Source organism: Erythrobacter crassostreae, assembly GCF_019204045.1.
In the GTDB taxonomy this organism is placed as follows: Bacteria; Pseudomonadota; Alphaproteobacteria; order Sphingomonadales; family Sphingomonadaceae; genus Erythrobacter; species Erythrobacter crassostreae.
The window spans coordinates 174,091-195,999 of the sequence record NZ_JAGSPC010000001.1; the positions used below are offsets into that span (position 1 = coordinate 174,091).

The 21,909-nt window shown below is 56.0% G+C and carries 19 protein-coding genes and 2 tRNA genes; 13 read left to right on the forward strand and 8 right to left on the reverse strand.

The window, feature by feature from the left end; all coding sequences use genetic code 11:
* The first annotated feature begins 78 nt into the window (after positions 1-78).
* The 3 genes from KCG46_RS00845 to KCG46_RS00855 all read left to right on the forward strand — a co-directional run bounded on the left by KCG46_RS00845 (position 79) and on the right by KCG46_RS00855 (position 6,055).
* Positions 79-1,152: a hypothetical protein gene (locus tag KCG46_RS00845; RefSeq protein WP_218403486.1), complete on the forward strand. Its 1,074-nt coding sequence runs from the start codon at positions 79-81 to the stop codon at positions 1,150-1,152.
* Positions 1,153-1,241: 89 nt separating this feature from the next.
* Complete coding sequence (locus tag KCG46_RS00850; RefSeq protein WP_255551695.1) at positions 1,242-2,519, forward strand: Xaa-Pro dipeptidase; 1,278 nt, start codon at positions 1,242-1,244, stop codon at positions 2,517-2,519.
* A gap of 221 nt (positions 2,520-2,740) precedes the next feature.
* Positions 2,741-6,055, forward strand: coding sequence for a TonB-dependent receptor domain-containing protein (locus KCG46_RS00855; RefSeq protein WP_218403487.1), 3,315 nt, complete (start codon positions 2,741-2,743; stop codon positions 6,053-6,055).
* Between the two features lie 149 nt (positions 6,056-6,204).
* Here KCG46_RS00855 and KCG46_RS00860 read toward each other — a convergent pair.
* Both KCG46_RS00860 and KCG46_RS00865 read right to left on the reverse strand, forming a co-directional pair.
* Positions 6,205-6,280 (reverse strand) — tRNA-Thr (locus KCG46_RS00860).
* Between the two features lie 43 nt (positions 6,281-6,323).
* Positions 6,324-6,397 (reverse strand) — tRNA-Cys (locus KCG46_RS00865).
* A gap of 178 nt (positions 6,398-6,575) precedes the next feature.
* On the opposite strand from KCG46_RS00865, the gene KCG46_RS00870 reads away from it, so the two are divergent.
* Positions 6,576-7,355, forward strand: coding sequence for an acyl-CoA thioesterase (locus tag KCG46_RS00870; RefSeq protein ID WP_218403488.1), 780 nt, complete (start codon positions 6,576-6,578; stop codon positions 7,353-7,355).
* A gap of 1 nt (position 7,356) precedes the next feature.
* On the opposite strand, the gene KCG46_RS12540 is transcribed toward KCG46_RS00870, so the two are convergent.
* The 5 genes from KCG46_RS12540 to KCG46_RS00890 form a co-directional block, all read right to left on the reverse strand.
* A complete protein-coding gene (locus tag KCG46_RS12540) occupies positions 7,357-8,175 on the reverse strand; it encodes a crotonase/enoyl-CoA hydratase family protein (protein ID WP_255551696.1) in 819 nt (272 codons plus the stop codon).
* Positions 8,176-8,262: 87 nt separating this feature from the next.
* A complete protein-coding gene (locus KCG46_RS12545) occupies positions 8,263-8,658 on the reverse strand; it encodes a winged helix-turn-helix domain-containing protein (RefSeq protein WP_255551698.1) in 396 nt (131 codons plus the stop codon).
* Positions 8,655-9,077 (reverse strand): JAB domain-containing protein, encoded by a 423-nt coding sequence (locus tag KCG46_RS00880; RefSeq protein WP_218403489.1) that lies wholly within the window; start codon positions 9,075-9,077, stop codon positions 8,655-8,657. The genes KCG46_RS12545 and KCG46_RS00880 overlap by 4 nt, the downstream gene beginning before the upstream one ends.
* Positions 9,078-9,191: 114 nt before the next feature.
* On the reverse strand, positions 9,192-9,794 hold the full coding sequence (locus tag KCG46_RS00885) for a helix-turn-helix transcriptional regulator (protein WP_255551699.1): 603 nt from the start codon (positions 9,792-9,794) through the stop codon (positions 9,192-9,194).
* A 102-nt stretch (positions 9,795-9,896) separates the two neighbouring features.
* Complete coding sequence (locus KCG46_RS00890) at positions 9,897-11,117, reverse strand: LL-diaminopimelate aminotransferase (RefSeq protein ID WP_218403490.1); 1,221 nt, start codon at positions 11,115-11,117, stop codon at positions 9,897-9,899.
* A 165-nt stretch (positions 11,118-11,282) separates the two neighbouring features.
* Here KCG46_RS00890 and KCG46_RS00895 point away from each other — a divergent pair, with 165 nt between their 5' ends.
* The 7 genes from KCG46_RS00895 (at position 11,283) to KCG46_RS00925 (ending at position 18,345) form a co-directional block, all read left to right on the forward strand.
* Positions 11,283-13,217: a PHA/PHB synthase family protein gene (locus tag KCG46_RS00895; protein WP_218403491.1), complete on the forward strand. Its 1,935-nt coding sequence runs from the start codon at positions 11,283-11,285 to the stop codon at positions 13,215-13,217.
* A gap of 116 nt (positions 13,218-13,333) precedes the next feature.
* Positions 13,334-14,185 carry a phasin family protein gene (locus KCG46_RS00900; RefSeq protein ID WP_218403492.1) on the forward strand — a complete coding sequence of 284 codons (852 nt, stop codon included), beginning with the start codon at positions 13,334-13,336 and terminating at the stop codon, positions 14,183-14,185.
* 286 nt (positions 14,186-14,471) lie between these two features.
* The gene (gene clpS / locus KCG46_RS00905) at positions 14,472-14,816 is read left to right on the forward strand and encodes an ATP-dependent Clp protease adapter ClpS (protein WP_218405213.1); all 345 of its coding nucleotides are present in this window, start codon (positions 14,472-14,474) and stop codon (positions 14,814-14,816) included.
* Positions 14,817-14,825: 9 nt separating this feature from the next.
* Positions 14,826-15,332: a DUF427 domain-containing protein gene (locus KCG46_RS00910; RefSeq protein WP_369410145.1), complete on the forward strand. Its 507-nt coding sequence runs from the start codon at positions 14,826-14,828 to the stop codon at positions 15,330-15,332.
* 132 nt (positions 15,333-15,464) lie between these two features.
* Entirely contained in the window at positions 15,465-16,706 is a 1,242-nt protein-coding gene (lptF, locus tag KCG46_RS00915; RefSeq protein WP_218405215.1) for an LPS export ABC transporter permease LptF, read from the forward strand.
* Positions 16,707-16,726: 20 nt separating this feature from the next.
* On the forward strand, positions 16,727-17,824 hold the full coding sequence (gene lptG / locus KCG46_RS00920) for an LPS export ABC transporter permease LptG (RefSeq protein WP_218403493.1): 1,098 nt from the start codon (positions 16,727-16,729) through the stop codon (positions 17,822-17,824).
* Positions 17,821-18,345 (forward strand): GNAT family N-acetyltransferase, encoded by a 525-nt coding sequence (locus KCG46_RS00925; protein ID WP_218403494.1) that lies wholly within the window; start codon positions 17,821-17,823, stop codon positions 18,343-18,345. The genes lptG and KCG46_RS00925 overlap by 4 nt, the downstream gene beginning before the upstream one ends.
* A 29-nt stretch (positions 18,346-18,374) precedes the next feature.
* Here the strand turns inward: KCG46_RS00925 and KCG46_RS00930 are convergent, their stop codons facing one another.
* The gene (locus KCG46_RS00930) at positions 18,375-19,475 is read right to left on the reverse strand and encodes a fatty acid desaturase family protein (RefSeq protein WP_218403495.1); all 1,101 of its coding nucleotides are present in this window, start codon (positions 19,473-19,475) and stop codon (positions 18,375-18,377) included.
* Between the two features lie 144 nt (positions 19,476-19,619).
* Here KCG46_RS00930 and KCG46_RS00935 point away from each other — a divergent pair, with 144 nt between their 5' ends.
* Together KCG46_RS00935 and KCG46_RS00940 are read left to right on the forward strand one after the other, a co-directional pair.
* Positions 19,620-20,783, forward strand: a complete 1,164-nt coding sequence (locus tag KCG46_RS00935; protein ID WP_218405216.1) for a GNAT family N-acetyltransferase — start codon at positions 19,620-19,622, stop codon at positions 20,781-20,783.
* 329 nt (positions 20,784-21,112) lie between these two features.
* Positions 21,113-21,907 carry a response regulator gene (locus KCG46_RS00940; RefSeq protein WP_218403496.1) on the forward strand — a complete coding sequence of 265 codons (795 nt, stop codon included), beginning with the start codon at positions 21,113-21,115 and terminating at the stop codon, positions 21,905-21,907.
* The last annotated feature ends 2 nt before the right edge of the window (positions 21,908-21,909 follow it).

Consider the following 21,909-nt stretch of genomic DNA (forward strand, 5'->3'; position numbering starts at 1 on the left):
AAAACGATGACTTCGCATTTGAAAATGCTCCGCCTGAAAGCAATAGGCTCGGCCTTGCTGCTTGGAACAGCCGGTTTAATGACCGCACCACTCGCCGCGCAGGACAATGCTGCGATCAAGGAACTGGATGCGCAGCTTCCCGGCGAACTTGTGAATGACCCGTCGCGGATCGACTGGCAGAGCTACGGCGCCGATCTTGAAGCAAGCGGTGTCGTAGACGAGAGCATCCCAGGGGGAGGGGCAGCGCGCCGGTTCGAAGTCAAACGCGCGGCCGAGTTCATCTACACCGCTGGCACCAACGTGCCGCTTACCAAGCCAGTCAATCGCGGCGACACAATCACAATCGGTTTTTACGCCCGGACTGTCAGCGCCGATACTGACGATGGCCGCGGTATCGTGCGCGTCCGGTTTCAGCAGAACGCGGAACCGTATCCCGGCTTTGGCGAAGAGACTGTCTCCATCGGCACGGATTGGGAATGGTACGAGGTATCTGCCGAGGCCGAGCAAAAATTGCGCAAAAAGGATGGCATTGTCGCAATCCAGTTCGGCCGCACGCGCCAGACGATTGAGATTGGCCAAGCCATCATCGTTTCGGGAAGCGGCACAATCGCGGGCAAAGGGCCGGTAACGGTCGCTGCTGCGCGTTCTGAAACGCCAGAACTGGAAATGCCGGATAGCGTGAAAGGCGCGGGCACTTTGCTCAACAATCCCGCTCAGGCGCGCTGGAAGTTTGGCGGATCCGCCGGAACATATGTCAATCGCGAAGAACCAGAAATCTGGATGATGCAGGCAACACGGTTTGAAGTCGCCGAGCCGGGTACCACCCTTACCGATCTGTACGCCACCGTTCCGATTGGGCAGGCTATCAAAAAGGGTGACAAGCTGACGATCGCCATCGCGGCAAAATCTGTCGCGACCAATGCCGCAGATGGCAAAGCGGTTGCCGCATCACGCATCCAGGGCACCGCACCGCCGTTCGAATCCTTTGCGTCAAACCGTTTCAAGGTTGGCGACAAATGGCAGCTCATCAAAATCCAGACGCAGGCCCCGCGCGACTACACACCGGGCGGTTCGGAACTTCAGCTGTATTTCGGCGGATCAGAGCAGCAAGTTGATCTGGGCCCGGTCTACATCTTCAAGACCGAGGAATAGACGCGCCGCCAATTGACCTTTTGCCGTTTTCGGGAAAGCTGTTACGCCTTGCGAAACCGCACGGCCCACAGCTTTCTCGGAGACTCACATTGAAATTCGCGCATCTCGCCCTTGCTGCAACCGCCCTCGCCACCTTCAGCTCAGCGGCGCAGGCTGACACCGTAATCCTTACGGCGGATGCGATGGTAGATGTGAAGCGCGGCACGCTGGTTGATGATCCGGTGGTGACAATTGTTGATGGCGTGATTGAAAGTGTCGCAACCGGTCAGGCGCCTCAGGTTGAAGGCGCTGAATACATCGACCTTGCGGGCAAGACGATTTTGCCCGGCCTGATCGATATGCATGTTCACCTCACCAGCGACAGCGATATGCACGGATACCGCCGTCTTGCGATATCTGACGAGCGCGCGACGATCACTGGCGTGGTCAACGCGCAGACCACTTTGATGGCTGGATTTACCACCGTCCGGAATGTCGGAGCGGGCAGTTTCGGCGATGTGGCCCTGCGCGATGCGATCAATGAAGGTGACATTCCGGGTCCGCGAATGTTCGTATCGGGCCCTCCGATCGGGATCACCGGCGGCCATTGCTCCGACAACAACTTGCTTCCTCCCGAATACGAGGCAGTTGGTGAAAATGTCGCGGACGGGCCATGGGCGGCTCGCGCAGCGGTTCGCAAAAACCGGAAATTCGGGGTCGATGTGATCAAGACCTGTTCGACCGGCGGCGTTCTGTCGAAGGGAACCAAAGTTGGCGCCCCGCAATACACGGTAGAAGAACTGACAGCTCTGACCGAAGAAGCGCACAGCCACGGACTGAAAGTCGCGAGCCATGCGCACGGGTCAGAGGGGATCGTAAATGCGCTTAAAGCGGGCGTGGACACAATCGAACATGCAAGCTTCATCGATGATGAAGGGATCCGTCTAGCCAAAGCCAATGGCGCCTATCTCTCGATGGATGTCTACGTAACAGAGTTCATTCTGGGCGAAGGCGAAGCGGCTGGCATCCTGCCTGAAAGCCTCGATAAAGAGCGCATTGTCGGCCAGACCCAGCGGGACAATTTCCGCAAAGCGCACGAAGCTGGCGTAAAAATGGTTCTTGGTACCGATGCTGGTGTTTACCCGCACGGCGACAATGCGAGGCAATTGTCGCGCATGGTCCAGTTCGGAATGACATCCGCAGAGGCGCTGCGTGCGGCCACCGCGAATGCCGCCGATGCTCTTGGACAAACGGGGAATGTCGGCATCATCGCGCCTCAAGCTTCGGCGGATATCATTGCCGTCAGCGGCAACCCGTTGGCCGATATCTCCCTGCTCGAAGGCGTGGAATTCGTGATGAAATCGGGCGAGGTCTACAAGAGCGAATAGGCGCCGCACTGCAGCCACGACCGAACTGCTGGCCGTGCAATGGTTGGAATTTCAGAGTCAATCACGGCTCTGTGGCGTACGAAACAGCCCATATGTTGGCAATTTTGCAACACAATGTTCCAGCTTGTAACAGAATTGCAAATCAGAAATCGATCTGCCTTGACTTGGCCTCTTCCTGAGAGCGAGTATGTTGCGACGCAACAAAAAGGCGGATGTACCCTATGACCAAGCAACCTCACCAATCGAAAAGCCCCTTCCTGCTTTCCCGCAACGCTCTCCTTCTTGCCGCAGCCAGCGCAATGCCCTTCGCAGCACAAGCTCAAGAGGTCGCAGATCAGGACGAGCAGGCCGAAGCCGAAGAACAGCAAATCGTTGTTGTCGGCTCGCGCATCGCACGTGATCCGAACATTGGTTCGCCGGCCCCCATCCTTTCGCTTGATGCCGAGCAGCTGGCCCAATCGGGTACTGCGGATGTGGTCGATGTTCTCCGTGACATCCCGGCGCTTTCGACATCGACTTCGACCGAAGGTTCGATCGACGGTGTTTTTGCACAGTCTGTTGGTCAGGCGACGCTGAACCTTCGCGGTCTTGGTGCGGGCCGTACTCTGGTCCTCGTCAATGGCCGCCGCCACGTTTCTGGTGTTGCAGGTGCGCAGATCGTTGACGTCAACTCGATCCCAACCGCTCTTGTCGAGCGCGTCGAAACACTGACCGGCGGTGCGTCGTCGATTTACGGTGCGGACGCTGTAACCGGCGTGGTCAACTTTGTTTTGAAGGACGATTTCGAAGGCATTCAGGCCAACGTCCAATCAGGTATCTCTTCGGAAGGCGATTCATGGCGGATCAACGGTGACCTTACATGGGGCACCAATTTCGCCGACGGACGCGGTAACATCACGATCTCCGGCGAATACGCTTACGGCGAAGAGCTGCAATTTGGTGACCGTAGCTTCTCTGCCAATAACGGCATTTTCGACGATGCGGCCAACCCTGCGCTTCGCTTCCAAACCGGTGAGCTTGGCGCGGATACTCCCAATTTCATCGCCAATGGGGCAATTCTTGGCGGCCTGATTGATACCGATGCTTCGGGCTTCACTCCCACAGCTGCCGAGCAAGCCCTTATCAACCGTTCGCTTAACGCGCCGCGTCGGTTTATTGCTGGTGATCCACGGTTCTCGCTTTCCTCGGCTGGCGGCATTGTCGCTCCCGGTGATATTGGCCTAAGCGATGGCCCTGACATCAACAACAACGGAACAGCTGACTGCCTCGAATCAGCAGTCGGCTTCAACAGCACATTCAATGCGGGTGCGTTCGGCCTTGCAGGCGGCTGCGCCGTTATCAACGCCGATGGCAGCCTGTCGGTGTATCAGGACGGCCAGATCACCGGATTGTTCAACCAGTTCGGTGGCGACGGTATCCAGAACAACTTCGACTCCAGCTCGCTCATTCCGGAAACCGAGCGTTGGTCAGTCAATGCCAACCTAAACTATGAATTCTCACCGGAAGCGATCTTTTTCTTCGAAGGCAAATACGTTTCGAACTCCGCGGAATTTCAGACTCAGCCAAACACGTTTTACGATCTGCTGACGATCCGCGCGGAAAACCCGTTCATCACCGGCGATCTGCAAGACTTTGTGGCTCCGCTGTTCTTTGGCAATGGCACCGACGAAGGTCTGTACCTGACGCGTGACCCGGCTGACCTTGGCCCGAACCGCAACCGCAACGAGTTTGAAACTCTGCGCTTCGTTGCTGGCCTCAAAGGCGACATCACCGATCACCTGAATTATGAGATCAGCGCCAATTACGGCAAGTTCAACCAGACCACGCTTGATGCCAACCGCGTCATCATGGACCGGTTCTACGCCGCGATTGACGTGATCAGCGATCCAACCAGTGGAAACCCGATCTGTCGTTCGGATATCGATCCAACGGCTCCTGCGACGACCCCGTTCGGAATTCCGGCTGGCGATCCTGGTTTCTTCACCTTCAACCCGGGTGATGGATCTTGCCGCCCTGCCAACGTGCTTGGCGGCGTCGGCGCGATTAGTCAGGAAGCGATTGATTTCATCACAACGACCGTCGTCAATGAATTCCAGCTTGAACAGCTGGTCTTCAGCGCGATTTTCGCTGGCGACACCGGTGCGTTCTTTGAATTGCCGGGCGGCCCTGTCGGTTTTGCCGCAGGCTTTGAATTCCGCGAGGAGCAGAGCACATCGAACTTTGATCCGCTTGTTCTCGGCATCCTTCCGGTGACCACACCGGACGGCAACGCTGGCGATTTGATCCGCGATCTTCCGAACGCGCAAAACTCGCTGGTTTTTGACCCGTCGAGCACGATCAACAATGCTGGCGGCGAATTTACTGTCGTCGAACTCTTCGGCGAAATTCGTTTGCCACTCCTTCAAGGTGTTCCGCTTGCGGAAACACTCGAAGTCAGCGCGGCGGCCCGGTACGCGGACTATTCGACAGCCGGCGGCAACTTCACATGGAACGTCAATGGTCTATACGCGCCAACGGAGGACATCCTGTTCCGCGGCACATATTCGCAGGCCGTTCGCGCACCGAACATCAACGAGCTGTTCAACCCGGCGCAGGGCGCGTTCTTCCGTCCAGTTGATCCGTGCGATGTCGGCAATATTCAGGCAGCACCGGATGCGGCCTTGCGTCAGGCAAACTGCACCGCGTTCTTCCAAGACATTGGCTTTGATCCGACGCTCGGCACAGGCTCCTATGCCTATGTCGATCCACTGACAGCCCGTTTCTCCGGCTCGATCAGCGGTAACCAAGCGCTTGATGTGGAAACGGCGACAACTTGGACAGTGGGCGCGCAGATCACTCCGCGCTTCCTGCCGGGCTTCATCGCAAGCGTCGATTATTACAATATCGAAATCGAAGACGCGATCAGCACGGTTTCGGCTCAGGACATTGTCGACAACTGCGTCGACAGCTCCGGCATCGACAACAGCTTCTGCGGCTTGTTCGACCGTAACCCGGCCAATGGTGGTTTCACCTTCCTGCGTCAGACTTCGCTCAACTTTGCCCGTCTTGAAACCTCAGGCATTGAATTCAGCGCCCAATACGGTTTCGATCTTGGCGATCACGGCTTCACGCTGGCCGGTAGCGGCACCTATGTTGAAAAGCTGAACCGTTTCTTCGACCCGAGCGATCTCACTCTGATCGATCCGGAATTGCGCGAATTGCAGCGTCCAGAATGGGCAGGCCGCGCCTCGTTCACTTGGGACTGGGAAGGCCTGAGCGTAACGTGGGGCACGACCTATCTTGACAGCATGGCACTGCGGGCGGTCGAGATTGAAGATGTGGGCACCACAGCCAACGATCTGTATTCGCCAACCAACGCGCTGACGAATGACACCTTCATCCACGATATCAGCTTCAATTTCGACGTGAACGAGATGTTCGATATCTATGGCGGCGTGAACAACGTGTTCAACGACAGCCCGTTTGTGACGGAGCAAGCCTATCCGGTCAGCCCGGTCGGCACTCTGTTCTTCCTGGGCGTGCGCGCAACCATGTAAACACGCGTCGAAAGCACAATAAGAAAGGCGGGGTGGCATCGTGCCAACCTGCCTTTTCTTTTGCCTGATAGACGAGACCTGAAGACTGGGGGGGCTCGAAAAAGCCACGACGGACTTTCGCTCTGCGCTGGAATGGCATGTTTGAAAAGTGGTGCCGCTTAGAGGACTCGAACCTCTGACCCCATCATTACGAATGATGTGCTCTACCACCTGAGCTAAAGCGGCATATTGGCGCGAGGTTGGCGGAAAATCCTACGCGCGAAAAGAGTGGAGGCCCGAGCCGGAATCGAACCGGCGTGCAAGGATTTGCAATCCTCTGCGTCACCACTCCGCCATCGGGCCGAGCCGCTTGTCACCAAGAGTGCGACAAGCGAAGGCCGCCACTAGCGATTCGTTGGGGCAAAGGCAATCGGTCATTCGTATTTCGGTGCCACATTTGTAGAATGCGCACACCGGGAGTTTGCTGGGTTACGCAACGTCAATCTGGACCCGCCGCGCGGATGCGGGCAGATACCTTCGCATGACGATTGCAAGCCTGCTCGAACCGATAACCGGCAAACCCGGCCCCGCCCGCCTGACGCATGCCGTCGATTGGATGCAAGGCCGGACACTATATGGCGGGGCATCGGCGCTCGTTGCTTTCACAATGGCTCAGCGTGCCTTTCCCGATTTGCCGCCATTAAGAGCGGCTCAAATCGGATTTGTCGCTCCGGTTGGTGAACAGATCGAACTGTCTGCAGAGATCGTCAGGCAAGGTCGCAATGTCACCCAAGTCCGCAGCGAAATCAAAGCCGATGGTAAAACGGCGCTTACCGCTTTCTGGCTTTTCGGAGGCGAGCGGGACGCCAACGCGTTGCGGCAGGGAGACAAACCGGACAATTGGCCGGGTCCTCCTACGGAGAACCCGCAGGCGATGAAGGGGCAAGGGCCCGCCTTCATTCAGAACAATTTCGAGGTTCGATACGGCCAAGCCAAAGATGAAGACCACGGTGCGACCATTCGCCGCTGGGCAAGGCTGTCAGAAAACCACAATCTCGAGCCGGTCAGCAAACTGGTTCTGATGGGCGACGTGATGCCTCCCGGTGCGATGCGCATCATGCAGCGCATGGGACCGATCAGCTCGATCAACTGGTCATTCAACGTGCTTGACCCCCATACACAGTCCGAAGGCGGCTGGTACCTGGCTGAAAACGCAAGCCAGCACGCTGATGCGGGCTATTCTTCAGAACGCTTGCGGATGTGGGATAGCGAAGGCCGCCAAGTGCTTGACGGCCTCCAATGCGTAGCGGTGTTTGGTTAGGTTATACGTCTTCGAATGAAGGCGCGCGCTTGGCCATTCCGGCCATAACCGCTTCAACTTGGTTTTTGGTGCGCATAATGCCGTGCTGCTCGATGCTTTCTTCTAGCAGAATTGCATCAGTGTCCCGCTCCAGCATGCCCGCATGGAGCCGCTTGGCCCCGCGGATTGCGTGGGGGTTTCGATTGGCAATGTCGGTCGCGATCGCTGTGGCCCGTGCCAGCGGATCTGTATCGACATATGTGGCCAGACCGAGAGTTTGTGCTTCCTCACCGTTAAACTCACGATTGGTGTAGACGAGCTCGCGCAGGACATCGTCTCTCACAAGCCCGCGCCAAAGCGCATAGCCGCCCATATCAGGTACCAGCCCCCATTTAAGTTCCATGATCGCCATGCGCGTTTCAGGGTGGGCGATGCGAATGTCCGCGCCGCTCGCAATCTGCAATCCACCGCCAAAGCAGACGCCATGCATAGCCGCGATCACCGGAACCGGGAGCTTGCGCCATTGCATCGCAACCTGTTGGAACTTGTTCGAGTTGCCGTAGGTGCGCTCGGTCAATTCAGGCTCGTCCGGGCTTGGAGTGCGTGCGAAACTCGCTGTGTCCAATCCTGCACAGAACGCATTGCCCTCCCCCGAGAGTACAACCGCGCGCAGCCCCTTCATATTGTGCAGTACGCTGCCCGCTTCGATAATCCGTTCGAACATTTCCGGATCAAGCGCATTCATCTTGTCACCTCGTGTGAGGCGAACTTGCGCGACACCGTCGCCTCCCAATTCAATCGAGATACGATCGTTTTCTGAAAGCGTCAGAGCGTGTGACATAGGGGTATCCTCGTGGAAGCGTATAGGTTCGAAAACGAAACTAGCCCTGGATAGCTGCGGGGTCCAGCCACAAGAATTAAGGGTTCGCTATTCCGTAGAACGCGAACCAAAGGAAAATACGCTTGGTCCGGGCAGTGCATTCAAGAGATAGCCGCCATCAGGATGTGTCAGGAGAATCCCGTCGAGACCAAAAGTCGACAACTTCGCGCGGACTCTAGCCACATGGACAGCCACGCTGTTGCTTTCCGGTTCGAAATCGAGCCGCCACACATCGGCAAGCAATTGCTTTTTGGTCATTCGTAAGCCGGGTTCTTCGGCGAGCCGCCAAAGCAATTCAAACTCACGCGGGTGAAAACCAATCCATTTGGCGCCTACGCGGCCGTCACGGTGGATCAGATCGAGTGTAATCTCGCCCACCTCACGAAAGCGCGGAATGAGCGTCTCATTGTCAGGGAAAATTGTATAGGCAGCATTGGAGTTCATAATTGCCCTCCTGCCCGCATCGAATAAATTGCATTCTTGGTGACAATGAGGTGATCGATCAATTCGATATCCAGCGCATTAGCAAAGTTTTTGAGTCGGCTGGTCTCTTCGATGTCTATTTGGCTGGGCCGGCAATCACCTGATGGATGATTGTGAGCAATAATCAAACCGCGCGCATCGACCGCCAGAGCTTTGCTGAACAATTCACGCAGACGAAGCTTCAGATACGCTCCTTTCCCATCGCCCATCGAAGCATCAGCGATGAAGGTATGGGCGGAATCCAGAAAAATTGCATGGAACCGTTCGCAGATGGCCGGCTCTGCAAGAACGATGCCTCGTAAATAGTCCACCATGGCGGCGGTTTGTGCCTCGCGCGGATCAACCTCGCGGACTGGTGCTCGATCCAGAATGGAGATCATTGACTGCCTCCGGCTTCATCGGCAATTGCATCGGCCTCGCAGACCATTTTGTTGAAGTTTCGGGCGTTGCCAGGAGAGCGGTCAGTCATTGTGATCTTCCGTGCCCGCCGCCGCTCAAACGGTGGGCTGAATTTCATCCACGGGGACACGATCACTGCCGTCCATTGCCTCGCTCAGTGCAACCGCCGCAGTCAGCGACAAAATCACCGCAGCAAGAATGCCGAGGGCGATTCCGCTAATCGCGGCGAGGCGAAACAAAACGGCATGGTCGCCGTCGAGCACCCCGGGGACGACCTGAGGTTCGTCAGGACGCAGCCACGGCGCCTGTTCGATCAGCGGGAGAACGTCACTCATCATGAGCTCGCCCTGGTCGACCCGACCATCGCTATCGCCTGCCTGCGCCAAATGCGGGACCTGATTTTTGCTATATACAGATTCCGTGAAGTCTTCAGGATTTGTATCTATAGGATCAGTTTTTGAAGCCCCCCCGGATGGCGAGGCTTCCTCTTCAGGTGGATTGTGGGCTCTATAGATTTCGACAAGCTCACCCAGGCTTTCTGCACTGTAGATGTCCTTAAGAGCGCGAATGTGCTGATTGATGCGAGTTTCAGACACGCCGAGTTCTTGCGCAATCACCTTAATCGGCATGCGGCGGTCGATCCGTTCAATTACGGCCTGCTGCCTTTCGGTCAGCGGTCGTACCGCTTCGGGCGGCATCCGATCCTCCATTAAGTAGTAGCCTGCATCTATAGTTAATGCATTTTATACAACTTTGCTCCCTGAAATTTTGCGAAGTTGCTTAATCGTTGAAACAGTTGCTTAAGTTTCAGGTGCGTTGATATCAGTTCCAGGTGCGTTGATATCTAAAGAAGTCAGGTATCGTTTAACATTCCTCGCAGCCTGTCGCAGTCTTTGTTCGTTCTCAACCATTGCAATGCGGACAAAACCTTCACCTTCTTCGCCATATCCTACGCCGGGTGCAACTGCGACTTGCGCTTCGGTGAGCAATTGCTTGGAAAACTCAAGACTGCCCATATCCGCCAATGATGGCGGCAAAGGTGCCCAAGCGAACATGGATGCTGCTGGCGGCGGGATATCCCAACCGGCCCGCCCGAATGCCTCAACCATGACATCACGGCGTTTGCGATAGAGATTGCGATTGCTTTCAATGATGTCCTGCGGGCCGTTTAACGCCGCGCAGGCCGCCGCCTGAATCGGCGTGAACGCGCCGTAATCGAGGTAGGATTTAACTCGGGTCAGCGCCGCAATCAGGTGTTTATTGCCAACCGCGAAACCCATCCGCCACCCTGCCATTGAGTATGTCTTGCTCATGCTCGTGAATTCGACGGCAATGTCTTTCGCGCCGTCGACCTGCATAATCGACGGCGTTGGCTCGCCATCGTAATACAGTTCGGAATAGGCGAGATCCGACAGGACCCAGACCTTGTTATCCTTCGCCCACGCGACAAGCCGCTCGTAAAACGCAAGATCAACTGTCTCGGCTGTCGGGTTCGATGGATAACTCACGACCAGCACGCTGGGGCGAGGCACGGTGAAATTCATCGCGCTTTCGAGTGAGCGCCAATAGTCCTCGTCCGGGGTCGTCGGGATTGATCGTATCGTTGCGCCCGCAATGATAAAGCCGAATGTATGGATCGGGTAAGACGGATTTGGAGCCAAAACCACATCACCTGGCGCGGTGATCGCATTGGCGAGGCTGGCCAATCCTTCTTTCGACCCCATCGTAACGACGACTTCGCTTTCAGGATCGAGGTCGACCCCAAACCGGCGCTCGTAATACTCTGCCTGCGCGCGACGCAGGCCGGGTATGCCCTTGGACTGCGAATAGCCATGCGCTGATGGCTTGGCGGCAACTTCGCACAATTTGTCTATGACGTGCTGAGGCGGAGGCTGATCGGGGTTGCCCATGCCAAGATCGATAATGTCCTGCCCGCTTTGACGCGCAGCATGCCGCATCGCATTCACTTCAGCGATTACGTAGGGCGGCAACCGTTTCATACGGTAAAATTGTTCGTCCATTGCGTTTCCTACCCTCATCTGCGCAATCAAACTGGCCGCAGACGTAATTTTCCGTTTAAGCCATTAACAGTCGATGTGGGAAGGCGTTTTCGCTAAAGTTGCATGCGCGATGCACAAATGCGTGTCCTGCCGATCAGGATTCGCAAAATCAGGACAGCTCTACCGATGGCAAACGACAAAACCGACAATCCTTCCGCCACTCCGGATGGGCTTAAGGGATTCTTCGACATGGGCGGTGACGCAATGCGCGAAATGTTTGCGCAGGCCATGCCGGGTGATGGCGGCAATCTGAGCGAAGGCTTGAAGGCATTGCTTCCAGACGGGATCGCCGTTGGTGATCTTGGCGAATGGGCGAAATCGAGCGGCGAGCTGCAAAAACTGTGGCTCGAATTTGTGACGCATCAAACAAAGCAAGCCGCCGCGGACGCGACCAATGGCAAAAACTTGATGGACCCGGCCCAGTGGCTGGTGATCTCACAAAGCATGGCAAAGCAGCTCCCGGCAGGCGGATTCGAAGCCCAGACAAAACTTGCGCAGGACTCGCTCGTACTTTGGAAAGGAGTGTTCGAGAGCTTCGTTGGCAAAGCCACAGGCGGGCAGACCGAAGCAGGCACCGATATAGACCTGCCGATCAATGATCGCCGGTTTTCCGATCCGGCGTGGAAAGAACAGCCTGCTTTCGCCCTACTTCACCAGACCTACCTGATGCTGACCCAGTATTTTCAGCAGTCTGTGAAAAACATGGGCGGGCTGGATAAGGAAAAGCGCAGGCAGCTTCAGTTTGCGGTGACCGCCCTTTCCGAAGCGATGAGCCCTGATAATTTCCTGCTCACCAATCCGGTCGTCCTGAAACGGACGGTGGAGACGAAGGGTCAGAATCTGGTGCGCGGGATGCGCCACTTGATCACCGATTTAAAACGGGGTCAGCTGACCCATACCGATCCCGATGCATTCACTTTGGGCGAGAACCTCGCCGCGTCTCCAGGCAAGGTTGTCTATGAGACACCGATGTTCCAGCTGGTGCAATACAGCCCATCGACAAAGGACGTGTACGAGGTTCCGCTGGTGATCTTCCCGCCTTGGATCAATCGGTTCTACATCCTCGACCTGACGCCTAAGAAAAGTTTCATCAAATGGGCCGTCGATCAGGGGCTGACCGTGTTCGTAGTCAGCTGGAAATCAGCCGACGAAAGCATGGGCGATGTCGTGTGGGACGATTACATCCGGTCTCAAATCGAAGCCATCGATAAGGTGCGTGAGCGGCTAAAAGTGCCGAGCGTAAATGCCATCGGATATTGCGTTGCGGGTACCACCTTGGCGGCTACACTCGCACTGCTAGCGCGCCGCGATCAGGCTGACAAAGTCAAGAGCGCGACGTTCTTCACCGCCCAGGTCGATTTCGAAAAGAGCGGCGAGCTTAAGCACTTCATTGAAGACGGTCATCTCGATATGATCGGTAAACTCTCGCAGAAAGGCTATCTCGACGGGCGCTATCTCGCGGCGACGTTCAATGCGCTGCGCGGTAAAGATCTGATCTGGAATTATGTCGTCAACAATTACCTGCTTGGTGAGGACTATCCGGCATTCGACCTCCTCCACTGGAATGGTGATGTGACCAACCTGCCATCCAAATGGCACAATGATTACCTTCGCGATCTCTACCGCGACAACAAACTGGTCGTGCCGGATGCTCTGTGCGCTGATGACACTCCGATAGATTTGACCAAAGTGGAGACGCCCAGTTTTGTTCAGGCTGGCCGCGAAGATCATATCGCCCCGGCTGAAAGCGTGTGGCGCATTACCGAGCATTTCTCGGGCCCCCTTGAATTCCTGCTTGCCGGTTCGGGTCATATCGCCGGTGTCGTCAATCCGCCTGCTGCAGGAAAATACCAATACTGGGTCGGTGACAGCGATGCGCCTTCTCTAAAGGCATATGTTGAAAGCGCGCAGGAGCATCCCGGCAGCTGGTGGCCGCATTGGCTCGATTGGCTGCAGCAACAGGATAATGCCCGCGTGCCGGCAACCGGCAAACGCAAGCCTGGCGGACGCGGAGATACAGTGATTGAAGATGCGCCTGGCCGTTATGTGAAGACGCGGTAAGAAAGTATTTTACTTAATTTCAATGCCTAAGCAATTTATTGTGCAGCGCACAAAAAACTCTTGACTTCGCAGTCGCAATGCCTATTTTGTGCAGTGCAACATGAAACGAGGTTATTATGGCTGAAGCCAACACCCAATCTAAGATCGATGCCGCCGCTGAGCAGGCATACGCTGATGCGGCTGCAAAGACCGCAAGCACTGCCAAGGTCGCAGAAGCTGTCCAAGCTGATGCACCCAAGCCTGCGCCGAAAGTGGCCGCTGTCAGAAAAGCAGTGAAAGCCCCGGCAAAGCGCGCAGCAGCTAAAAAGACTGCAGCCCAAAAGACCGCAGCTAAGCCTGCCGCGAAGAAAGCTCCGGCCAAAAAAGCCGTCGCAGCCAAAACGCCAGCTAAGACCGCTGCAAAGAAAACACCCGCCAAGAAGCCGGTCGCCAAAAAGGCACCAGCAACAAAGGCCAAGACCGCTGCAAAGAAAGCGGCACCGAAAACAACGACCACTAATCCGGTCACAAAGCTTAGGGATACCATTATGGCTACCGCAGAAAAGAACGACTTCGCCGCAACTGCCAAAGAAATGGCCGCAACTGCACAAGAGCGCGTGAAAGCCGCTTACGGCAATGCAGGCGAATTTGCCGGTGAGTTTGGCGAATTCAACAAAGCGAACGTTGATGCGGTTGTCGAGAGCGGCAAAATCTTCTTCACCGGTGCTCAGGAACTGGCCAAGGACAATGTCGAAACCGGTAAAACCGTTGTCGAAACCGTAACTGCAGACGCCAAGAAGATGGTTGCCGTTAAATCGCCAACCGAACTCTTCCAGATGCAGGGTGAACTTGCTCGCCGTAACTTCGACGCTGTCGTTGGCTACGGTTCGAAGCGCACCGAAGCATGGGTTAAACTTTACAACGATGCGTTCGCACCAATTTCGAACCGCGTAAGCGTTGCTGCCGAGAAGATGTCGAAAGCAGCCTAAGCAATCTTTTTCTGAACCGGGCCTCTCCTCTCTCTCCCAAACCCGGTTCATGGAAACGGCGCATAGCGCCAGGCCGGATAGACCACGCGTCTGTCCGGCCTTTTGCTATCTGGCTGCCAAGTTCTGAGTGGCTTGGAACGGCTTTGGCAGCATCTCGTTACTCTCATTCACGCGATGCGGAGTGTTTCGCCTCTTGCGATCACGAATACTAATCCCATAATGGAGCCTCATGGCAACGCCCCACCCCACCCTTAAAGAGATCACTCTGCCGCTGACTCTCGTGCCGATGTGCGCGGATGATGGTGATGCGGATAAGGATGGCGGCAGCGGAACTGACGGTGAAACTGGCGTCGCGACCAAAACCCGCACAAAGCCAAAGAAGCCGAGCCAGTACAAAGTTCTGCTGTTGAATGATGATTACACCCCGATGGAATTCGTGGTGATGGTGCTTAAGCGGTTCTTTTCCATGGATCTTGAGCAAGCGACGCGGGTCATGTTGCAAGTCCATCAAAAGGGTGTCGGCGTGTGCGGGATTTACACTTATGAAGTCGCAGAGACCAAAGTGAATCAGGTGATGGATTTCGCAAAGCAGAATCAGCATCCGCTGCAATGCACGCTTGAAAAGGCGTAGAGCGAAGCGGTGAGCCTTTTTGGTCACCCGGAACCCGATCCAGTCGGCGCGGGTCAGGAAAGCGTGTGGGACTATCCCCGTCCGGCCATTTGTGAGCCGACAGACCGCCGCATTCAGGTGCTTCATCGCGGTGTCGAGATCGCTGATAGCCGCAATGCATGGCGCACTCTCGAAACAAGCCATCCCCCCACCTATTACATCCCGCAATCCGACATCGCGATGGACCATCTTCAGCCAAACCCACGGCGCAGCCTTTGTGAATGGAAGGGGCAAGCGCGCTATTGGGACATTGTGACCGGCGATACCCGCTTGGAAGCAGCAGCTTGGTCTTATCCGGAACCGACGACCAGTTTTGAAGGTATCCGCGACTGCATCGCATTCTATCCCGATCCCTTGGACGAATGCCTGGTCGATGGAGAGGTCATCACACCCCAGCCCGGCCAGTTTTATGGCGGCTGGATCAGCCAATATGAAGCAGGCCCGTTCAAAGGCGGTCCGGGCAGCAGGTTCTGGTGACGACGCAGCCTCGCAAATCGCCTTGCAATTCTGGGGCATGACCGCGGCAGATTTTCCCGCTATGGCCCCAGCAGTTGTTAGACGATACAACTGTCAAACCTACACAAAACAAAGGCGCATGATCCACCAGTGCTGAAGCTCATTCCCAGTATCGACCGGTATATTTTCCGGCTGGTGATTGTGCCGATGCTCAGTGTGTTTGCGCTCGCAGCCTCGCTGCTGATGCTCGACAAGATGCTGCGTTTGTTCGATTTTGTGGCTGTTGAGGGCGGCCCGATCGGGATTGTTTTCAAGATGCTTGGTGCATTGATCCCGGAATATGCCAGCCTTGCGATACCGCTTGGCCTTCTGCTCGGTATCCTGCTCGCATTCCGAAAACTTGCAACGTCGAGCGAGCTCGACACGATGCGCGCAGTGGGCCTTTCTTATTGGCGACTGTTGCGGGTGCCCTATGCAATCACACTGGGGCTCGTCGCGGTAAACATCGCGCTGGTGTTCTATGTCCAGCCGCTGAGCAATTATTACTATAAACAGATGGAGTACGAGCTTCGCTCTGGCGCGCTCGGCGCTTCGATCAAGGTCGGCGAGTTTACCACCCTGGCGGACCGAATGGCCTTGCGCATCGAGGAAAGCGAGAATGAGGGGCAGAAGCTGAAAGGCATCTTTGCCCGCGTTGCCAATGACAAGGATCAAGTCCTCTCTATCAGCGCGCGCGAAGGAACCTTTATGGCGACCACCGATGATCCCAACACGATCATCCTGCGCCTGACCGAAGGGACAATCGTGCAGGACACAGGCAGCGAAACGCCGCGAGTGCTTTCGTTCAGTCGCCACGATCTGCCGATCGATTTGCCAGCCATCGAAGAATTTCGAACACGCGGCAACGAGACACGCGAATTTATACTGCCAGAATTGCTCCGCATTGGATGGAGTGAGAACACAACCGAAGCAGAACGGGATGCAAGTCAGGCAACCTTCAATTTCCGCCTCGTCGAAATCGTAATGATGCTGCTGATGCCGCTGCTGGCTGTCGCGCTCGCCATCCCTCCAAAACGCTCGACCAGCGCGCTGGGTGTGTTTGTCTCGATCGTGATGGTGGTCGCCTATCATAAGGTGAACCAATATGGGGAGGACGTGGCAACATTGGGCAGGATCGATCCGATCCTCGCGCTTTGGGGCCCTTTCCTGATCTTCGCCGCGCTCATTCTGTGGATGTATCACCGAGTGGCGCATGTTCCCGGCGGTCAGGCGATCGGTGCGCTGGAAAATGTATTCGCGAAAGTCGCCAAGATGATCGGTAAGCTGTTTAAGCGGCGCAGACCGAAAACGGCTTTGCCTGAAGATGCCGATCCGCAATTGTCTCCGGCAGAATAGACAGCCATAGGCGAGAGGCAATGCAGCTAGATTTCTTTCCTTCGCGTTCGTTGACGGTCTATTTGGCCAAGATGTTCATCGTGCGGATTTTTGCCGTACTGGTGATGCTGGTGCTGGTCCTGATGGCGCTCGATCTGCTGTCTGCCACTGGCAAAATCCTGACACCGGAAGGCAATGGCCAAGGCGAAATCCTCAAATATGCGGGGTTGCGAATACCCCAGCTTATTTCCCGCTTCTTGCCCTACTCCGTACTGCTCGCGACCCTAATTACATTGGTTACGCTCAACCAGAACAGTGAAGTTGTGGCGATGAAGGCGGCGGGGCTTTCGGCTCATCAAGTGCTTGCGCCGTTATTGCTGACTGCAGCGATCGTTGCCGCTTTTAGCTTCGCATTCAATGAGCGTGTAGTCACCCGAGCCAATTCGACATTGAAGGCTTGGGAAGCCGCCGAATACGGGCCCATACCGGAAGAAACCGGCATCCGTTCGAATGTCTACCTGACCGACGGTTCCAACATTCTAACCGCCGAAACCCTGACCGGAACCGGAGAGAGCATCACGCTGGACAGTGTAACCTGGTATGCGCGCGGACCGGGCGGCATCATCCGCGAACAGATCAAAGCCAGCGGCGCGCGCTATGCTGGGCCGGGTTGGACGCTCGAAAACCCCGTCCGTTTTGATGTTGGCAGCGCCGAGACAGAAGAACTCGAAACAATGGTTGTGGGTGAGGATTTAACGCCGGCGCAAATCGACCTTCAATCGGTAGATCCGGACGGCCTGTCATTCTGGGAATTGTCCGACACGATTGATGCGTTTGATGCTGTCGGCCGGCGAACATCTGAAATGCGCGCCAGTTGGTGGCACCGGATATCGGGCCCGCTCTCCGCATTCCTGATGCCGCTGCTCGGATCGATTGCTGCTTTTGGATTGGCCCGTTCCGGACAGTTATTTGTCCGTGCGGTCATAGGGATGGCATTGGGCTTTGCGTATTTCGTGGTCGACAACGCCGCACTGGCCATGGGCAGTTTTGGCGGATACCCCCCTTTCCTCGCCGCTTGGGCTCCGTTCTTCTTGTTTTTGCTCGTCGGTGAAACGGTTCTTATCCGGACCGAAGAATGAGCCGCTCCGAATGGTCGCTGCGTCTGGCGCGCCCGGAAGATGCCGATGCCATGCCGACAATCGAGTTGGCTGCCTCCGTGTTGTTTGCGGACGATCCCGATCTTGCTGATTTCGACTTAGACGACCTGTGGGAGCCTGACGAACTGCGCGTGTTCATCCGAAAGGGTCATTGCCTCGTTAGTCATGTCGGTGAGGATATGGTCGGCTTCCTCGTAACACAGCCGTTCCAGCGCGAATTGCATATCTGGGAAATGGATGTTCTTCCCGATCATCAAGGCAAAGGCATCGGTGGCGGTCTGTTAAGAGCGTGCCAGATCGATGCGCGCAATTCCGGATTCAAAGCACTCACGCTCACGACTTTTCGCGATCTGCCGTGGAACGCCCCGTTCTATAACCGGCTTGGATTTGAAGAGGTCACCGCGCTTGATGCGCACCCGCGTTTGGCAGGCGAGCTCGCCAACGAAGCAGATGACGGACTACCGGCAGAGCGGCGCTGCGCGATGATCCATTTTCTCGATTGAGGCGGCGCTGATCGCGCTAGGCGCATCCCCTAACGCATCATTGTGCTGCGTGCGATCCTGCTCACAAGCGGGAACATTCCCGCATGGTTCGCGCCGTCATAGGTTGAATTATCGCCAAGCTCACGCTTCAAGCGGCGGTGCGCCTCTGGCAGGTCATGATACGGCATTGATGGCATCAAGTGATGCAGTGCGTGATAGCGTAGCCCCACAGGCGCCCAGATTTCCGCAACCGGGCCCGGCGGCGGCACATTCACACTATCGAGAAACTGTGCGGTAACCGTCATCGGATCGCCTTCATTCTCCCACAAATGTGCGACGAGTGTCCGCAGCTGGTTCAGGACCGCTGTTACGGAGAAGATGGCAAGCGCAATCAAGAGCGGGCGCCAATCGAGCACAAGCGGGCTGAGCAAGACTGCAATCGCCCAAACCGAAGCTCCAGCTTCCTGCCAGCGAACCCGCGAAGCCAGTGTATCTGTTGGCGGCTTGCGCCGGAAATCAGGATTGATCGATAGCGACGAAAAACGCTGCCACACAAAATTCCGCAACGGGGGGAAAATCAGGCCAAGCGGTACGAGAATTCCGAAACGGACAATCAGCGCGAGCGGGGCAAGCAAAGCCACCAACACGAATGCAGGCAGGCTCCATGGTTTCATCAGCGCAAGCGGAAGATATTCCGGGTCTTCGATCGTGCCATATTGCGTGCGCTTGTGATGGATCACATGCACGCCTTCGTACATAAAGCTCGGCGTCAGCATCGGAATGCCCACCAGTACGTTCCAGCCGAGGCGAAAACCGGGCAACGCATCGCTTTTGATATGGGTCAGTTCGTGAATGAACATCAGCGCGCGGTACAATGCCAGCGAAGCAATCACGCCTGCGAACACAGCTACGGCAACATTTGCGGACACGATCGCTGTCGCAATACCCGCATAACCAATCCCTGCAGATATCAGCATGTCTGGCCAGTAAATGCCCGGCTTGGCTTCACCCAAATCCTTGGTCAGATCGCGGGCGGCGCGCAGCATATCCTTGTCATCTTCGGTTTGAAAATCGGCACGCTGCGCCTTCCGGCTTTGCGGGCTGGTCTGGACTGCTTCCGGGGCAGAAATGGGGGATTGCTGTATGTTCATAGCTAAACTCAAAGCGGCCTTTACCGCAAAAGGTGCGGCAGCGCCAAACAGGATATGTTGGCAAGAGTAATCGAGCGGCTTGCACGTAAGACCATTTCGAGGGCAAACACGCACCTCGATACATCAAACTACGGGAAACGCCGCGTGACAGATGCGAAAATAAGCATTGAAACCATATCCGACAAGCGTGGACGGGCACGCTTTGTGGATGTGGGCCGCGCCTTCGCGGCAAAAACGCCCAATTCCGTCCCGCAATTGCGCAGCGAGCAGCTGGAGCTGGTGAACCCGGACAAGAATCCATTCTTCGGTCATGCCCGCGCCCAGTTCTTCATCGCGCACCGTGGTGGTCATCCTGTTGGCAGAATATCTGCGCATATTGATGATCTCGCGCTCAACATGCCTGCCGAACAGGGCTTCGGCCCGGGCACTGGAATGTTTGGATATTTCGACGCCGAGGACAAAGACGTCACGGACATTCTGATTGAAACAGCCGAAACGTGGCTGCGCGATCATGGCATGACCCGCATTGTCGGGCCGATCTCGCTTTCGATCTGGGAAGAGCCCGGATTGCTCGTCCAAGGGCAAAACCATCCGCCCATGATCATGATGGGGCACCACCCTGCAGAGTATGCTGGCTGGATCGAAGCAGCAGGCTATGCCCGCGCAAAAACGCTGTACACCTACGATCTCGACATCACCAAAGAGTTCAATCCGCTGATCCGGCGGATCGTAAAGTCAGGCGAACGCAATGACCGGATCAATGTTCGCCCTGTTCGAAAGGACCGCTGGGATGAAGAGGCCGATATAATCCTTTCGATCCTGAATGATGCGTGGTCGGATAATTGGGGGTTCGTGCCATTCACGCCTGATGAAGTCGCCTATGCTGGCAAAAAGCTGAAAACGATCATTCACGAAGATCTGAACATGATTGCCGAGGTTGACGGCAAGCCGGTCGCTTTCATGCTGACCTTTCCCGACATCAATGACGCGCTTACCCGCATTGATGGCAAACTGTTCCCGTTTGGCTGGCTGCACATGCTGCGCTGGCTCAAAAAGCCTCGAGGCTCGGGCATGCGCGTTCCGTTGATGGGAGTGCTGAAGGAAATGCACAATTCGCGCCTGGCGAGCCAGCTTGCATTTATGATGATCAGCTACATCCGGGTGCATGCCACCGGTCAGTTTGAATCGACCCGCGGCGAATTGGGCTGGGTCCTTGATGATAATCAGGGGATGGTCGCCATCGCAGAGATGATTGATAGCGAAATCAACCGCGAATATGCGATCTACGAAAAACCGCTCGCCTCCTAGGCCGTTACGAAAAAAGGCCACCACTTGGGAAAGTGATGGCCTTTCGGGATCGTATCACCGGCCGCTTGGACGGGAGGGGGGTCTCGGCGGTGATATAGACAGAATGCACACCTAAAAGAGCGGTTCCCGGACGTTTAAAAATTTTTTGAACAATTGCTCCGAATTGGTTCGAATTTGCATTCAAGGGAGTTTCTGCAAGCTGCAAACTTACGATTGCCACATGTAATCTTTGCACACAAAAGCAGGGGCGACGCGATCAACTCAACGCGCTATGGACTTGATTCGGAGCCAAGGACTGGCCGCCGTTCTGGTCGTGAAAGTGAGATATTATGCCTTTAGGTCAAGAAGTTGCAGCCAACCTTCCCTTCCTGCGTCGTTATGCCCGCGCGCTAACAGGATCGCAGGCGACCGGCGACGCATTCGTTCGCGCGACACTAGAAGCGGCGCTGGCCGACGAGGACCTGAAAGCATCGCTCAGCGGTGGACGTATTCCGCTCTACGCCGCGTTCAACAAAGTCTGGTCGAGCGCATATATGGACGCGGATGCTGGCGAAATCGCAAGCGGCGAACATGAGATCGGCGCTCAGGCAAGGCTGGGCGCGATCACCCCGCTCAATCGTCAGGCTCTCCTTCTGACGACACTAGAAGATTTTTCGCCCGCACAGGCCGCACAGATCATGGAAATGGAAACGTCCGAGATCGAAGCGCTGGTCGCCGAAGCCGTTAGCGAAATCGACCGCGAGCAAGCGACATCGGTTCTGATTATCGAAGACGAACCTTTGATCTCAATGCAGCTTGAGGATCTTGTGAGCGGGATTGGTCACGAAATTTCCGGCACGGCGGCGACCCGCACTCAGGCGCAAGAAGCAGTCGAGAAAAGTATGCCGGGCCTCGTGCTTGCCGATATCCAGCTTGCTGACGGATCATCGGGCCTTGATGCGGTTGATGATATTCTCGCCATCGCAAAAGTACCGGTCATCTTCATCACCGCATATCCGGAACGCCTTTTGACCGGTGACCGGCCAGAGCCGACCTATCTCGTGACCAAGCCGTTTCAGGAACAGACCGTGCGCGCCGCGATCAGCCAGGCACTGTTCTTTGGGTCAAGCCGTCCGTTGGACTAAGC

Coding starts and splice junctions, on each gene's coding strand:
- KCG46_RS00845 (WP_218403486.1), top strand. CDS start 79: ATGACCGCACCACTCGCCGCGCAGGACAATGCTGCGATCAAGGAACTG.
- KCG46_RS00855 (WP_218403487.1), top strand. CDS start 2,741: ATGACCAAGCAACCTCACCAATCGAAAAGCCCCTTCCTGCTTTCCCGC.
- KCG46_RS00870 (WP_218403488.1), top strand. CDS start 6,576: ATGACGATTGCAAGCCTGCTCGAACCGATAACCGGCAAACCCGGCCCC.
- KCG46_RS12540 (WP_255551696.1), bottom strand. CDS start 8,175: ATGTCACACGCTCTGACGCTTTCAGAAAACGATCGTATCTCGATTGAA.
- KCG46_RS12545 (WP_255551698.1), bottom strand. CDS start 8,658: ATGAACTCCAATGCTGCCTATACAATTTTCCCTGACAATGAGACGCTC.
- KCG46_RS00880 (WP_218403489.1), bottom strand. CDS start 9,077: ATGATCTCCATTCTGGATCGAGCACCAGTCCGCGAGGTTGATCCGCGC.
- KCG46_RS00885 (WP_255551699.1), bottom strand. CDS start 9,794: ATGCCGCCCGAAGCGGTACGACCGCTGACCGAAAGGCAGCAGGCCGTA.
- KCG46_RS00890 (WP_218403490.1), bottom strand. CDS start 11,117: ATGGACGAACAATTTTACCGTATGAAACGGTTGCCGCCCTACGTAATC.
- KCG46_RS00895 (WP_218403491.1), top strand. CDS start 11,283: ATGGCAAACGACAAAACCGACAATCCTTCCGCCACTCCGGATGGGCTT.
- KCG46_RS00900 (WP_218403492.1), top strand. CDS start 13,334: ATGGCTGAAGCCAACACCCAATCTAAGATCGATGCCGCCGCTGAGCAG.
- clpS (WP_218405213.1), top strand. CDS start 14,472: ATGTGCGCGGATGATGGTGATGCGGATAAGGATGGCGGCAGCGGAACT.
- lptG (WP_218403493.1), top strand. CDS start 16,727: ATGCAGCTAGATTTCTTTCCTTCGCGTTCGTTGACGGTCTATTTGGCC.
- KCG46_RS00925 (WP_218403494.1), top strand. CDS start 17,821: ATGAGCCGCTCCGAATGGTCGCTGCGTCTGGCGCGCCCGGAAGATGCC.
- KCG46_RS00930 (WP_218403495.1), bottom strand. CDS start 19,475: ATGAACATACAGCAATCCCCCATTTCTGCCCCGGAAGCAGTCCAGACC.
- KCG46_RS00940 (WP_218403496.1), top strand. CDS start 21,113: ATGCCTTTAGGTCAAGAAGTTGCAGCCAACCTTCCCTTCCTGCGTCGT.